This is a genomic window from Sulfurimonas sp. NW9, assembly GCF_051132275.1.
In the GTDB taxonomy this organism is placed as follows: domain Bacteria; phylum Campylobacterota; class Campylobacteria; order Campylobacterales; family Sulfurimonadaceae; genus Sulfurimonas; species Sulfurimonas hydrogeniphila.
Map to the genome: position 1 here is coordinate 2,079,523 of NZ_CP093236.1, position 12,680 is coordinate 2,092,202.

At 40.6% G+C, this 12,680-nt stretch carries 15 protein-coding genes; 1 reads left to right on the forward strand and 14 read right to left on the reverse strand.

Annotated elements, in window-relative coordinates:
* Positions 1-62: 62 nt before the first annotated feature.
* Genes MLC44_RS11750 through MLC44_RS11765 form a run of 4 tightly spaced genes read right to left on the reverse strand, consistent with a single transcriptional unit; the run spans position 63 to position 2,832 of the window.
* A complete protein-coding gene (locus tag MLC44_RS11750) occupies positions 63-1,742 on the reverse strand; it encodes a sensor domain-containing diguanylate cyclase (RefSeq protein ID WP_434636865.1) in 1,680 nt (559 codons plus the stop codon).
* Between the two features lie 23 nt (positions 1,743-1,765).
* Positions 1,766-1,951 (reverse strand): 16S rRNA (uracil(1498)-N(3))-methyltransferase, encoded by a 186-nt coding sequence (locus tag MLC44_RS11755; RefSeq protein WP_434657462.1) that lies wholly within the window; start codon positions 1,949-1,951, stop codon positions 1,766-1,768.
* Positions 1,923-2,435, reverse strand: coding sequence for an RsmE family RNA methyltransferase (locus MLC44_RS11760; RefSeq protein ID WP_434657464.1), 513 nt, complete (start codon positions 2,433-2,435; stop codon positions 1,923-1,925). Before MLC44_RS11760 ends, MLC44_RS11755 begins: the two co-directional genes overlap by 29 nt.
* Before the next feature lies 1 nt (position 2,436).
* On the reverse strand, positions 2,437-2,832 hold the full coding sequence (locus MLC44_RS11765) for a hypothetical protein (RefSeq protein WP_346389666.1): 396 nt from the start codon (positions 2,830-2,832) through the stop codon (positions 2,437-2,439).
* Between the two features lie 78 nt (positions 2,833-2,910).
* Between MLC44_RS11765 and MLC44_RS11770 the strand changes: the two genes are divergently transcribed.
* Positions 2,911-4,122 (forward strand): molybdopterin molybdotransferase MoeA, encoded by a 1,212-nt coding sequence (locus MLC44_RS11770; protein ID WP_434636869.1) that lies wholly within the window; start codon positions 2,911-2,913, stop codon positions 4,120-4,122.
* 10 nt (positions 4,123-4,132) lie between these two features.
* Here MLC44_RS11770 and MLC44_RS11775 read toward each other — a convergent pair whose 3' ends face one another.
* The 10 genes from MLC44_RS11775 to MLC44_RS11820 all read right to left on the reverse strand — a co-directional run bounded on the left by MLC44_RS11775 (position 4,133) and on the right by MLC44_RS11820 (position 12,671).
* The gene (locus MLC44_RS11775; protein WP_346389668.1) at positions 4,133-4,483 is read right to left on the reverse strand and encodes a metal-sulfur cluster assembly factor; all 351 of its coding nucleotides are present in this window, start codon (positions 4,481-4,483) and stop codon (positions 4,133-4,135) included.
* Positions 4,480-4,902, reverse strand: coding sequence for a SufE family protein (locus tag MLC44_RS11780; RefSeq protein WP_434657467.1), 423 nt, complete (start codon positions 4,900-4,902; stop codon positions 4,480-4,482). Before MLC44_RS11780 ends, MLC44_RS11775 begins: the two co-directional genes overlap by 4 nt.
* Before the next feature lie 43 nt (positions 4,903-4,945).
* The gene (locus MLC44_RS11785) at positions 4,946-6,130 is read right to left on the reverse strand and encodes a SufD family Fe-S cluster assembly protein (RefSeq protein ID WP_434657470.1); all 1,185 of its coding nucleotides are present in this window, start codon (positions 6,128-6,130) and stop codon (positions 4,946-4,948) included.
* A gap of 1 nt (position 6,131) precedes the next feature.
* The gene (gene sufC, locus MLC44_RS11790; RefSeq protein ID WP_151899480.1) at positions 6,132-6,875 is read right to left on the reverse strand and encodes a Fe-S cluster assembly ATPase SufC; all 744 of its coding nucleotides are present in this window, start codon (positions 6,873-6,875) and stop codon (positions 6,132-6,134) included.
* 5 nt (positions 6,876-6,880) lie between these two features.
* Positions 6,881-8,314, reverse strand: a complete 1,434-nt coding sequence (gene sufB, locus MLC44_RS11795; RefSeq protein WP_151899479.1) for a Fe-S cluster assembly protein SufB — start codon at positions 8,312-8,314, stop codon at positions 6,881-6,883.
* Between the two features lie 91 nt (positions 8,315-8,405).
* Entirely contained in the window at positions 8,406-8,987 is a 582-nt protein-coding gene (locus tag MLC44_RS11800; RefSeq protein WP_151899478.1) for a 6-pyruvoyl trahydropterin synthase family protein, read from the reverse strand.
* 241 nt (positions 8,988-9,228) lie between these two features.
* The gene (locus MLC44_RS11805; protein WP_434657473.1) at positions 9,229-9,987 is read right to left on the reverse strand and encodes a 7-carboxy-7-deazaguanine synthase QueE; all 759 of its coding nucleotides are present in this window, start codon (positions 9,985-9,987) and stop codon (positions 9,229-9,231) included.
* Positions 9,984-10,949 carry a GTP 3',8-cyclase MoaA gene (gene moaA, locus MLC44_RS11810; RefSeq protein WP_434657476.1) on the reverse strand — a complete coding sequence of 322 codons (966 nt, stop codon included), beginning with the start codon at positions 10,947-10,949 and terminating at the stop codon, positions 9,984-9,986. Before moaA ends, MLC44_RS11805 begins: the two co-directional genes overlap by 4 nt.
* Before the next feature lie 54 nt (positions 10,950-11,003).
* Positions 11,004-11,468 (reverse strand): RDD family protein, encoded by a 465-nt coding sequence (locus MLC44_RS11815; RefSeq protein ID WP_434657479.1) that lies wholly within the window; start codon positions 11,466-11,468, stop codon positions 11,004-11,006.
* Positions 11,469-11,702: 234 nt separating this feature from the next.
* Entirely contained in the window at positions 11,703-12,671 is a 969-nt protein-coding gene (locus MLC44_RS11820; protein WP_151899474.1) for a c-type cytochrome, read from the reverse strand.
* Positions 12,672-12,680 lie beyond the last annotated feature (9 nt).

Here is a 12,680-nt window from a genome sequence, read left to right on the forward strand (position 1 = left end):
AATCCGTATGGGGGCAGATTTTCTGAATGGAATTATAACCAAATTTTTTCTTAATACAAAATTTATCCGATGATATACTGATTTCTTCCATTCTCCTTTGCTCTGTAGAGTGCATTGTCTACACGTTTAAAGAGTGCATCCTCATCATCTCCCTCACAGTAAAGCGTTAATCCGAAGGAGAGCGTCACCTTTGGCACCGGAGTAAAAGATTCCTGAAGCATCTTTTTCTGAATCTTCTGTGCTACTTTTTCCAAAGCTTCTACTTTGGCGTTTTTCACAATAATAATAAATTCTTCGCCGCCCCATCGTGCAACGAAATCATCCTCACGTACATTTTTCAGCAAAATTTGTGCAATTTTTTTCAAGACATGATCTCCGACATCGTGTCCGTAATTGTCATTGACCAGTTTAAAAAAGTCTATATCAATCATCATCATGCCAAACACTTCGCCATACCGTTTTGCACTTTTTATCTTCTTTGTAACTATACGGATATACTCCTGTCGGTTATACAAGGCAGTCAGAGGATCATGAATGGTCAGGGTTTCCAACTCCTGGGATGTCATCTTGACCAGATGGGTTAATGATTTTTTTATAGAGTCAAAAGTATGCTTTGGTGCAAAACTTTTTTTCTCGCACTCTGTATAGTCTGATTCTGACAAGAAGAGCGCTGTTGTTGTGACATTTAACAACTCTGCCATCTCAGAAGATTGAAAAAATTCACCAAAAGTAAAAAAACCGCCTGTCGGTGCAATGGCTTCCAAAACACCCAGTTCATCTTCGAGTTTTTCTCCTAAAAGTGCTTTTCGTGCGACACAGGAATATATAAAGATTGTTTCTGCGCAGTGCCGGCTCAAAGCACCGTAAAGTTCATCAAGATGATCTGTCAAATCTTCAATGTCGGCAAAACTAAACCGCACAACATCGCCTACTTCAAATCTGCCTGCATACTGCAAAAAGCCCTCTTGCGTCACAGCAATAGGATCCCGCGCTACAGTAATGTCTCCTTTTTTCAGCAACAACGGAAAAGGAGCACATGCTTCAGGAATTTTTTCCAAAATATGCTTGCCAAGGTATCTCTTGTATATGTCCAAAACAGGGATTCCGTCAAGTTCATACAAAACTGTCTCTTGTGCTTTTGTCACTATCATCTCTTTGCCGATAGGGGTCCAGGCAAGAATATAATCACTCTTGGCATGCAGTTCCTCACCGCTTAATGTTGCTATCACACATCCGTTATCACTGTAATTTTTCTCGTCAAAAACAAATGTTTTTTGAAAAAGTTCATCACCGGCTCTTCCTCCTGCAATGACAATATCTGGCATGGTCCTGTGAATATTTTCTATCAATGCTTCAGCGTTACTTTTAAATCCGTCACTGAAAATTATCATCGCTTTTGTATTTTCCCGTACCAGCGCTTTTTGCATCATTGCAACATTAAAATCATCTTCAAAAGAGTAAAGTCTCGAAGCGACTGTACTCTTTTTAAAGAGACTCAAAGAGAGCACAACTTCTTTGTCATACATGACAGCATTCGCTATGCCGCCGGCCGTTGTGGTACCGATGATATTTGCATAGGGGAGTTCTTTTTTGATAAACTGTGCAAGAGAGAGACAGAACTCTTCCTCTGTAATCCCGCTCAATACCTGAACAAGAAGTGCCTTTTCCTCTTTCAGTTTATACTTTTTTACAAATTTTTGAAATGTTTTTTCATCTTTATAAATTATATTATAACTCTTCATTCAAAAATTATATCACGCTTCTCTTAAAGCAATATTTTGCTTGCAACTGCTAAAACTGCACTCTCAGAACGAAGAATCATAGGTGTATCCAGCCGGAACACTTCCTGATTTTTCAAAAACTCTTTTTCTTTGGCTGAAAACCCGCCCTCACAGCCTATCAGTACTGTTGTAAAATCACTCTCACTCCAGTATTTTGTCTGTAAAATCAAAAACTTTTGTATCCGGATTTTCTTTGATAAATGTTTCAAGCCCTTTACATGTAGCAAATTCCATAAACTCTGTACGCCCGCACTGCTGATTTGAAGCCTGCAAAATCCGTTCAAACCGCTTGAAATCAGGCTTAAAGTTTTTCTGACTGCGCTCGCAGTAGATGAAAGTAATCTTTTTCACCCCTGTTTCGTTCAGACTTGCCAGTACTTTTTCAACAGACCTGTTGTCAATGACACACCAGCCGATATGCAGCTCTTTTTCTGCTTTGACTCTCAGGATTTCTGAAGAAATACGCTCAAACACTGCCGTTCTTGGTTCGATTTTCTGCAACCTGTATATATGCAGCCTCTCTATATCTTCTTTATTGCGAAAACCCAGTTCGTCACCGACTTTGTGGCGGCGTACTTTTATAAGATATTTAAAATCTTCGCTCTTTACATGTAAAGAGTCTTTGCCTGCTTCTGCATTGAAAAGATATACCATTTTACAAAAACCACATCCACAGTGACATCAAAAGCACCAAAACAAATTCTGCCTGCAAAATTGTTCTTGCAAACGGTTTGTATGCGTTAAAAGCATGCTCTTTTTTCGTACTCAGATATTTCAGGGCTTTTAACCTTTTTGTTTCCAAAACAATCAATACAACACCTAAAAAAATCATAGCAATATTTTCTATACTGAAGTGCAGGTGCTTTGCCGCCATCATCACTATACCGGTAAACAAAAGCGAACCAAGTATTGTCATTGTCAAAGGTGTCAAATACAAAGAGTTGACCCTTTTGTATCTGGCAAGCTCCTGAGAACTTATCAGAAAAAAAAGATTTACAAAAATCATCACTAAAATTGCAACCGCAGACCAACTATGTAGGCTTAAACCCATATTATACATTTCATTCATAACGAAATTATATTATAATATGTCCATTAAACAAAGAGTCTGCACAAAGGATATACTATTATGACTGTAAGCATTGAAAAAGCACTCGAACTGATTTATACAAATACGAAACGAAAATCGCTCAAAATACTGCCCATTGAAGAAGCTTTGGGCTATGTACTTGCCGAAAATATTACAGCAACACACAATCTCCCGCCTTATGACAATTCCGCGATGGACGGGTATGCGGTAAAGATAGAAGACTCTGACAAATGTGTTACGGTGTCTTGTACAATTTTTGCAGGGGATGATTTTCAGGGTGAACTCAGACACGGAGAAGCCATCAAAATCATGACAGGAGCAAGAATTCCGCTTGGAACCCAGTGTATCGTACCGGTTGAAGATACACAGGAGTGCCAAAACGGTGTCAAACTTCCCGACAATCTTGTCATCTCAAAGCATATCCGTCTCAGCGGTGAAGATATCAAAAAAGAGACTCTCTTGCTCTGTGTCGGTGACAAAATCGATGCGCATCAGATTACACTGCTCGCATCCCAGGGCATCAGCCATGTCAAAGTGTACAAAAAGCCCCGTGTCGCTCTGTTTGCTTCAGGGAATGAACTGAAAATGCACTTTGAGCAGATTACAGAGTATCAACTCTACAATACAAATACACCGACTCTCCTCTCCCGTGTCAAAGAACTCGGCTGTGAAGTGGAGTTTATCGGTACTGCCGCAGATACCCTCGAAGATATTCATACACACATAAGGAGTGCACTTGACTGTGATTTTATCATTACAAGCGGCGGAGTAAGTGTCGGAGATGCCGACTTTACAAAAGAGGCGTTTGGCGCCTTCGGGTATGAAATTCTTTTTGACAAAGTAGCCATCAAACCTGGAAAACCGACTACTTTTGGAAAAATCGGAAACAAAGTCATCTTGAATCTGCCTGGAAATCCGCTCGCAGCAGCTCTAAATTTTGAGCTTTTCGGAAGAAGCATTATTTATGCAATGAGCGGACAAAAAGACAAATACATCAACCCCATTATTGCCAAAATGAAAAATGATGTCACACTGCGCGCAGGAAGAAGAACAGTCATTCCCGGCTATTTTGACGGTGAATATTTTACGGTTTGTGAGCAGTATGCTCCGGGAATGATTTCTCCTCTCGCAGAGGCGAACAGTTTTATCATCACTGATGAAAACTGTACAGAAATTCCAAAAGAAACCCCGGTAAAGACAATCAGTACAAAGTTCAGCTTCTGCAGTGCAGACTTTATACCTTTAAGTTAGCAGCGTAATTTTACAGCATCCCCATAGCAAGTTTTGCCTCTTCGCTCATCTTGCTTTGATCCCATGGCGGATCATACACCACCTCAACATCAAGTTCTTCAACAGAACCGTCTTCTATCGTATTGGCAATATTTTTCACCATATCTATAATGACCTGGCTCATCGAACAGGTTGGTGCGGTAAGCGTCATGACAACTTTGCATCTGTTTAATTTGCTCACCGGATCTTTTTCACACTTGACATCATAAATCAGACCAAGATTATAAATATCTACCGGAAGTTCAGGATCATATATCTTCTTTAACTCTTCAATAACCCGTGCTTCACTCTCCTTAGGCGTCACATCTCTTATATCACTCATACCACTTCCTCTTTGCATCTTTTTGCATAAGCATAGACTTTGTTTAAAAAAGCCTCTAAACTCTGTTGACGAACAGGGGAAAGGTGCTCGACTATTCCCAGTTTTTCAAGCTCTTTGGGATCAAAGGCAAGAATATCATCCACCTCCTGTCCGCTGAAAATATCTAAAAGCAGACTCAGCATTCCCTTTGCCATTTCACTGCTGCCCTCACCTCTTAAAACAAGCTTACCATCTTTACACTCACCGACAAGCCAGGCAGGAGAAGAACAGCCTTCTATAAATGTTGCTTCATTTTTTTCTTCTTCAGGCAAGACAGTGTGTTTTTTTCCCAAATCAAAAATATATTCAAACTTTTCGTTTGGTGTTTCAAACATCTCCAGATCTTCTTTGTAATAATTTACTTTGTCCCTAACACTCACAACTCTTCTCCAAACACAGTCTCACAGCAGTGATGGCAGGTGGCTATACACTCCAACTGTCCATGACCGTAATAAACCTTTTCAAAAGAGAGGTGCACATTTTCTCTTGTTTTTCATCTTCTATCGCATCAATGATTTCATTTGCAAAAGCCAAAATCAACATTTTTCTGGCCTCTTCAAGCATAATACCCCGTGAGCGGAGATAAAAAAGCTGTTGTGCATCAAGCTCCCCTATCGTTGAACCGTGACTGGCTTCCACATCATCTATATAAATTTCCAACTGTGGTTTACTCGCCATGTAGGCCCCGTCATTGAGTAAAACGGCCTGGGAGTTTTGGTAGGCTTTTGTACCGCTCCCTTCTGCTTTGATTTTAATGAGCGCATCAAAAATTCCCCGTCCGCTCTCTCCTAAAATTGTTTTTGCTTTTTGGGAACTTTGTGCATCTTTTGCAGCATGCACAATCTGCGAAACCGTGCCTCTTTTGCTCTCTCCCTTTGTATATAAAAGATGATGTGCCCTGAAATCACTTGAGTGCATCAGTTTTGCCTGTATTAACTGAAGCCCGTCGGCATTGCCAAAATCAAAACTGAAAAAGTCTGCACTGCTTTGTTCTGCCAGCTCTATATAATGCGAATGGACCGGTGTATAGATACCCTCAACGAGTGTTTCATCTTTTATAAAAGTGAATCGCGTATCTCTTTGAAGACGGATATCACAGCCGTAGAGCACCAAACTCTCTTTTGCATCACAGCCTATAAAAGATTCAGAAAGTGTCACTTTTATATTTGGTGCAGTCTGCACAACTACCCTGTAGGCAATAAGCGCATTTTCCTGGGTATATCTGTGTAAAATCTTTATGCTGCTGTCATTTTCAAAATTGATTTCAATGACTTCCAAAGAGAGCAGATGCCCAAGATAATAGAGCGGGTCAAAATGCTCTTCAGCAATAGTGCGCCTCTTTGTATAGCCGATTTTCAAGCCCTTTGGCGCACGTACTACAACACCGTCAACTATCTCCACAAAATCGGCTTCTTCAATTTCAGACTCTTTTTTTGCGATTGCTCTGTACTCTGCATTGAGGAGTTTTTCAATAGGAAAATACCGGTACTGCTCTGTTTTTTTCGTAGGCAGTCCGAGTAGTTGCAGACGGGATGCCGCAGCTGCTGTTTCTTGTGAGACCACAGAAGAAAGGTTTGCTAAAATATTGGCCAAAACTATCTGTTTCATTTTAAAACTCCTCAAGAGTTGTATATCCCTTCTCTTCCAACTCTGCCACAAGTTCAGGACCCGCAGTTTTAACAATTCTGCCGTCTTTGAGCACATGCACATAGTCAGGTTTCACATACTCAAGAATTCTGCTGTAATGTGTGATAATCAAAAAGGTTCTTTTCTCATCTCTGATTTTGTTAATCCCCTCACTTACTGCCCGCAGAGCATCAATATCAAGTCCGGAATCAATCTCATCCAAAATAATAAAATCAGGTTCAAGCATCAGCATCTGCAGTGTTTCGTTTCGTTTTTTCTCGCCGCCCGAAAAACCCTCGTTGAGTGAACGGGTAATGAGCTCAGGTTTCATTCCGAGTTCCGTTGCCAGACGCTTTGCTTCGCGTAAAAATTCTGCAGCGTTAAGCTCTTCTTTGCCTTCAAACTTTCTTTTTGCATTCACCGCTGTTCGTAAAAAATAGGCATTGCTCACACCCGGAATCTCTACAGGATTTTGAAAACTTAAAAATATACCTTTGAGCGCACGCATTTCCGGTGCTTCTTCAACAATACTTTCTCCTTTGTAAACAATATCGCCCTCACCGACACTGATATCATAATGCCCGACAATGGCTTTGGAGAGTGTCGACTTCCCTGCACCGTTTGGCCCCATAATGACATGAACTTTCCCTGTTTCGAGTGAAAGATTCAATCCTTTTAAAATATTTTTTTCACCTATATTTGCATGCAAATTTTTTATTTCCATCATTGTACTCATCCTACACTTCCCTCCAATGTTAATTCTAAGAGCGCTTTGGCTTCTACCGCGTACTCCATCGGCAGTTGGTTAAACACCTCTTTACAAAATCCGTGTACTATCATGCTCACAGCATCCTCTTCGCTGATACCCCGTTGACGCAGATAAAAAAGCTGTTCGTCGCTGATTTTTGTTGTTGTTGCCTCATGTTCAACCTTGGCATGGGCACTTTTGTTCTCCAGATATGGAAATGTATGTGCCCCGCACTCGCTTCCTATAAGCAGGGAGTCACATTCGCTTCGATTGTGTGCGCCTTCAGCTTTGGCCGCCATTTTGACTAGTCCGCGATAACTGTTCTGTCCCCGCATCGCAGAAATTCCTTTTGAGATGATGGTAGAACTTGTATTTTTTCCCAGGTGAATCATCTTTGTTCCTGTATCTGCCTGCTGTGCAAGCGTTGTCACGGCAACTGAATAAAACTCACCCACACTGTTGTCTCCCTGCAAAATACAGCTTGGATACTTCCAGGTGATGACGGAACCGGTCTCCACCTGCGTCCAGGAAATTTTCGCATTGTCTCCCTTGCAAAGACCGCGTTTGGTAACAAAGTTGTAAATGCCGCCTTTGCCCTCTTTGTCACCGGGATACCAGTTTTGAATGGTAGAATATTTGATTTCCGCATCCCTCATCGCAATCAGTTCCACAACAGCGGCATGCAGCTGTGAATCATCCCGCATTGGTGCGGAACAGCCTTCATTGTAGCTTACATAACTTCCTTCGTCTGCAACAATCAGTGTTCTCTCAAACTGTCCTGTGTTGAGTGCATTGATACGAAAGTAGGTACTCAACTCCATCGGACAGCGAACCCCTTTTGGAATGTAGACAAAGGTGCCGTCTGTAAAAACAGCAGCATTCAGGGCTGCATAATAGTTGTCATTCATCGGTACGACACTGAACATATACTTTTTAACGAGTTCAGGATAATCCTGCAGGGCCTCAGAAATAGAACAAAAGATAATCCCGTGCTTTTTCAATTCCTCAGAAAATGTGGTTTTTACAGAAACAGAATCCACAACGGCATCTACGGCAATCCCCTGCAGCTGTTTTTGTTCATCCAAAGGAATGCCGAGTTTTTTATAGGCTTCAAGAATTTTTGGATCAACTTCATCAAGAGAATTTGCTCCCTTTTTTGGAGCCGAAAAATAAGAAATTGATTGGTAGTCTATAGGTTCGTAAGTTACATGTGCCCAGTGGGGCTCTTGCATTTTCTGCCATTTTTCAAGAGCATTTAAGCGCCACTGCGTCATCCACTCCGGTTCATTTTTCTTTTGGGAAATGAAACGAACGGTTGTTTCATTTAACCCGGGAGGCAGTGTGTCCTGTTCTATATCTATCTCAAATCCGAGTTTATACTCGCCCGAGACAGCTTTGTTAATCTCTTCCTGTGCCATATCTCTTCTCCTTTTATACCAAAAGAACAGTGTTTTATATTTTTGTTTGCTTTAAGTATAGCACTCTATTATTAAAAAATATTAAGAGGGCTCAGACACTTGCAGGATTTAAAAAAGTTTCTCCTCTTTTTATCTTTTCAAATAGGTCTTTATCTTTAAAATCCTCTAAAACCTGCACAGAAAAAACAATCTCTTCAAGCTTGATTTCACCCATGTTTTTTGAGTGGGCATCTTCACGAAAACATTGTGCATAACCTGTGGCGGTTTCATGCACTATGACGCTCTCAAGGCGTACTTCTTTTTCTCCGTTTTGTGTTGATGTAAGCGACAAAAGTCTCTCTATCATTACAAAAATGACGCGTGAAAACTGCTCTGCAGAAGGCGACACAGGCAGTTGGACCCAGCGCGCAGAGTGTTTTTTCATATCACGGACAAACTCCGGATCATCATCACGCCACAGAGCAATCGCATGATCAAAACTCTCCACGAGATCTTTCATGTTTTGCTTCATCAGTCCAAAATCATAGACCATCTGTCCGTTATCCAAAAAGTTGGATGCAAAAAGCAGTTCCACTTTGTAAGAGTGCCCGTGAATCGAACTTCTGCATTTTACAGTTGAGCATCCCCGTACAATATGTGCATTTTCAAATTTAAAAAGTTTTCTGATAATCATGATAAATCCCTCTTGTTCACCTATTTTTAAAGACACAAAGCCGGCACTGAAGTACCGGTTCCGACAACACTATTAAGTTAAGAAAACTAATGCTTTCTTGGAACCGGTAGTTCAGTGCCGGCTGTTGCAATAGCCTTGCCACTCTCAGCCCGGACTGCAGAAAAAAATTTAGTTTTTCTCTCAAATCATGTTTGAGCATTAAAGTACGGATTCCGACAAAACATATGAAACTGCCTTGATGCTATACACCTTTGTTGGCATCCCAGATTCTTATGTGCAGTCTGTCACTGAAATTGTACCCCTTTGCCTTGCAGAACTCTATCAGCGGTTCGGTATTTTCTTCCAACTCTTTTTTGCTTCCTGCTACAGGCATACAGTAAACCTTGGTATGAGGGGAATGTATGGTGACGCTTTGTATCTCCTCTTCCAGAGCTATATTTATAGACTCTTTGTCAATGGAAAATTTAAAAAAAGCATCTTTTGCATTTGCGGCAATATTGTAAATCACATCACCGCGCAGACGTTTACTCAGGGATTCCCCAGAATTAAAAAGCTTCACTGACAGAGCAAACACACACTCTTTGTATACAGGATATTTTTCAAAATCAACCGCTAAAGAACCGTTTGTTTCAAAAGTTATCTGATGTCCCTTTGCCACCAGGGCTTCCAAAAAAGCAACAAAGAGTGTATCGTTGGCATAAATCAGAGGCTCACCGCCTGTCAAAACAATGTCTACCGCTTCGGGCAAATCATACAAAGAGAGAATATTGAGCAGTTCTTCTACTTTATAAACAGGCACCCAACTCTGTAAAAAATGCTCTTTATTGACGGCATAAACAGTATCACAGCCGACAACTTCTGTACCGTCGTTTGCTGTCTCTTTACACCCGAAACCTTCGCACTTCATATTGCAGCCGCCGAAACGGAAAAAAAGAGAAGGCGTGCCTACATACTTGCCCTCCCCCTGAATAGAGTAAAAATGCTCAACGAGGTAGATCATCCACCCGTCTCATAAAAAGCCCGGTTGGAAACTTCATCATCTTCTCCACCCCAGCGATTCTTTTCCGGTTTTGTACGCACAACCTCTTTTAAAACAGCTGCTGCCCCTTTGATATCACCCTTTTTAATCGACTCCGCAATGCTCATTGCCTCATCAAAATACAGGCACGGTATCAGATTACCCTCGGCAGTCAGTCTTATACGGTTGCACTGCTTGCAAAAATCATCTCCGTAGGGTTCAATTATACCAAACCGGTATCCGTCTTTCATTCTGTAATAATGCGATGGCGAGGCACCGTCAAAACCTTCATCTTCAAATTCATATTTTTCTCTGAGAATTTCCAGAAGCTCTGATGATTTCAGCCCTGAAATATCCGCTTTGGCAAATTTGTTTTCCATATACTCTATAAAACGCACACTCATATCACGCTCTTTGCAATACTCCAGCACATCCACAATCTCATCAGCATTCATGTTTTTCATAGGTACCATGTTTACTTTGACTTTCAGCCCTACTTTGAGTGCCTCATCCACGCCTTCAAGTACATTTTTCAAAACATCTTTGCCCGCTATAGCCTGTGCCACTTCCGGTTTAAGGGTATCAATACTGACATTAATGCGTTTAAGCCCTGCATCTTTAAGCCGCTGTGCCGTGCCTTTGAGCAAAAAGGCATTGGTTGTCATTGCCAAATCTATCGCAGGTTCATAATCATAAATCATTTGATAAATTTGTCCAGAATCTTCGCGCAAAAGCGGTTCTCCGCCTGTAATGCGAATCTTTTTCACACCCTCGTCAATAGCCACTTTCATAAATTCAAACAGCTCTTCAAAGCTCAATAAGTTTTCTTTTGGAACCCATGAAAACGGTTTTTCGGGCATACAGTACTGACATCTAAAATTACATCGTTCGGTTACAGAAACTCTTAAATAATCTACCACTCTGTCATAGCTATCAATAAGCATTATATTTCCTAATTTTAATTATTGTCATTATATCTTTTAGAGTTGATGCACTTCTTAATCAACTTCAATTTCTACAGTTGCGCATATTATATCATGCAATGCTTTTTTGTCTTTTCTGTAAAATGGAATTGCTAATCCTAAAAGAATTGTTGCAGAAAACAAAAAAGCTATAAAACGGCACAAAGCCCGAAAAAATCCTATATTTTTATATGTTTTATCGTCAACTACTTTAATTTTATAGGCTTTTTTTCCCGGAGTCTGTCCAAATTTTGCCAGAAGAACGGCGTAAATCAATCCATATGTTGCTACCCCGAAAAATGGTGCCCATTGCGAAGACTGAAATGCTTCTTTGCTTCCCATCACAATATAAGCAATAATATATAAAATAGGTGCATATATCATAAACAAGTCGGTAATGAGTGCTTTTATTCTATCCGGATAACGCGCATAGCGTATGTGAGGTCTCTTTTGTTGTTGTTTTTGATGTTTTGTGTTTTTTTTGATATCTCTAAATCTCATAAAAAGATTATATCAAAGCTTAACTTTAGGAGGGGTAATAGCGCAGTGTTATTAAGTGAAAAAAATTAATACTTTTTCGGAACCTGTACTTCAGTACCGGCTATTGCAATATTCTTTGCCACTCTCAGCCCGCACTGAAGTACGGGTTCCCAAAAGTCGCTTAACTTAATAACATTGATTGTAATAGCCAGGGAATGGATTCCCACACAAAGTATGGAAACCCAAAGAAAAAGACTAGTGCAAGTCTCTCCACACTTCTTTTTTCCAAAGAATAGCAAATATTGCAAAGATAATAATATATATCATAACATATTTACCGATTTCTTCTCTTTTGTGACGTTTGGAATCTCCGACATTTTCAAGATGCTCAATCACTTTATCAGCAGCTTCTGCAGTCACACCTACACGAGGCATCGCAGTTCCTTTAAGATACGCTTGAGGATCTTCAACAAAAGTTTTGATGTAGTGCTCTCCGCGAGAACGGATATACATACTTAAATCCGGTGGCAAGGTACCGAGATATTTTGTTAAAGCGTCTTGATAATCAAGCACTTTTGTTTCAAATGCCAACTCATCCTGTTTGTGTTTGAATGTCGGTTTTTCTCCGATTTGTGTCCACGGTGCATGAAGCTTTCCGTCTAAATTATACTGATAATGAATTGCATGACATCGTCCACAAGCAACTTCAAATGCCATATTTGGCGTTAATTTCTCTTGCGGTACTGCAATTGACTGTAAGTAGGCAACCATGTCAGCCACTTCCTGATCCATATCTCCGCCGGCTCCGTAGAACTGTGGCATCGGATAAGATTTACCACTTTTTTCATTGTATTTATGCTCAAGCATTAAAGCATGTGCAGGGTTTTTAATGAGTGCCGCTAAAAATTTAGCATCGAAGACAACTCCTGCATTTGATAAATCCGGTGGGTTTACACCGTAGCTTTGTGCTGCAGTTACAGGATCCATCGGAGCCGGCATACCGGCAACCTCAATACTGTGACAACCAACACAGGCACCTGCACCCATGACCAGGTCTTTTCCACGTGCAGCATCACCTTTTTTTGTCAATGCCGGTAAATCTTTGTATGTAAACCCTTCACTTTCTATGTGTTTGTGCATTTGCGAATGTGCAAACGGTTCAACCAAATAGTATGTCACAAGAGTAAATACAGTTACGACCACTAATATAAATAATTCTTTCACTGTTTACTC

Excerpts from the sequence above, each read along its gene's own strand:
- MLC44_RS11750 (WP_434636865.1), bottom strand. The coding sequence starts at position 1,742 with ATGAAGAGTTATAATATAATTTATAAAGATGAAAAAACATTTCAAAAA.
- MLC44_RS11760 (WP_434657464.1), bottom strand. The coding sequence starts at position 2,435 with ATGGTATATCTTTTCAATGCAGAAGCAGGCAAAGACTCTTTACATGTA.
- MLC44_RS11765 (WP_346389666.1), bottom strand. The coding sequence starts at position 2,832 with ATGGGTTTAAGCCTACATAGTTGGTCTGCGGTTGCAATTTTAGTGATG.
- MLC44_RS11770 (WP_434636869.1), top strand. The coding sequence starts at position 2,911 with ATGACTGTAAGCATTGAAAAAGCACTCGAACTGATTTATACAAATACG.
- MLC44_RS11775 (WP_346389668.1), bottom strand. The coding sequence starts at position 4,483 with ATGAGTGATATAAGAGATGTGACGCCTAAGGAGAGTGAAGCACGGGTT.
- MLC44_RS11785 (WP_434657470.1), bottom strand. The coding sequence starts at position 6,130 with ATGAAACAGATAGTTTTGGCCAATATTTTAGCAAACCTTTCTTCTGTG.
- sufC (WP_151899480.1), bottom strand. The coding sequence starts at position 6,875 with ATGATGGAAATAAAAAATTTGCATGCAAATATAGGTGAAAAAAATATT.
- sufB (WP_151899479.1), bottom strand. The coding sequence starts at position 8,314 with ATGGCACAGGAAGAGATTAACAAAGCTGTCTCGGGCGAGTATAAACTC.
- MLC44_RS11800 (WP_151899478.1), bottom strand. The coding sequence starts at position 8,987 with ATGATTATCAGAAAACTTTTTAAATTTGAAAATGCACATATTGTACGG.
- MLC44_RS11805 (WP_434657473.1), bottom strand. The coding sequence starts at position 9,987 with ATGATCTACCTCGTTGAGCATTTTTACTCTATTCAGGGGGAGGGCAAG.
- moaA (WP_434657476.1), bottom strand. The coding sequence starts at position 10,949 with ATGCTTATTGATAGCTATGACAGAGTGGTAGATTATTTAAGAGTTTCT.
- MLC44_RS11815 (WP_434657479.1), bottom strand. The coding sequence starts at position 11,468 with ATGAGATTTAGAGATATCAAAAAAAACACAAAACATCAAAAACAACAA.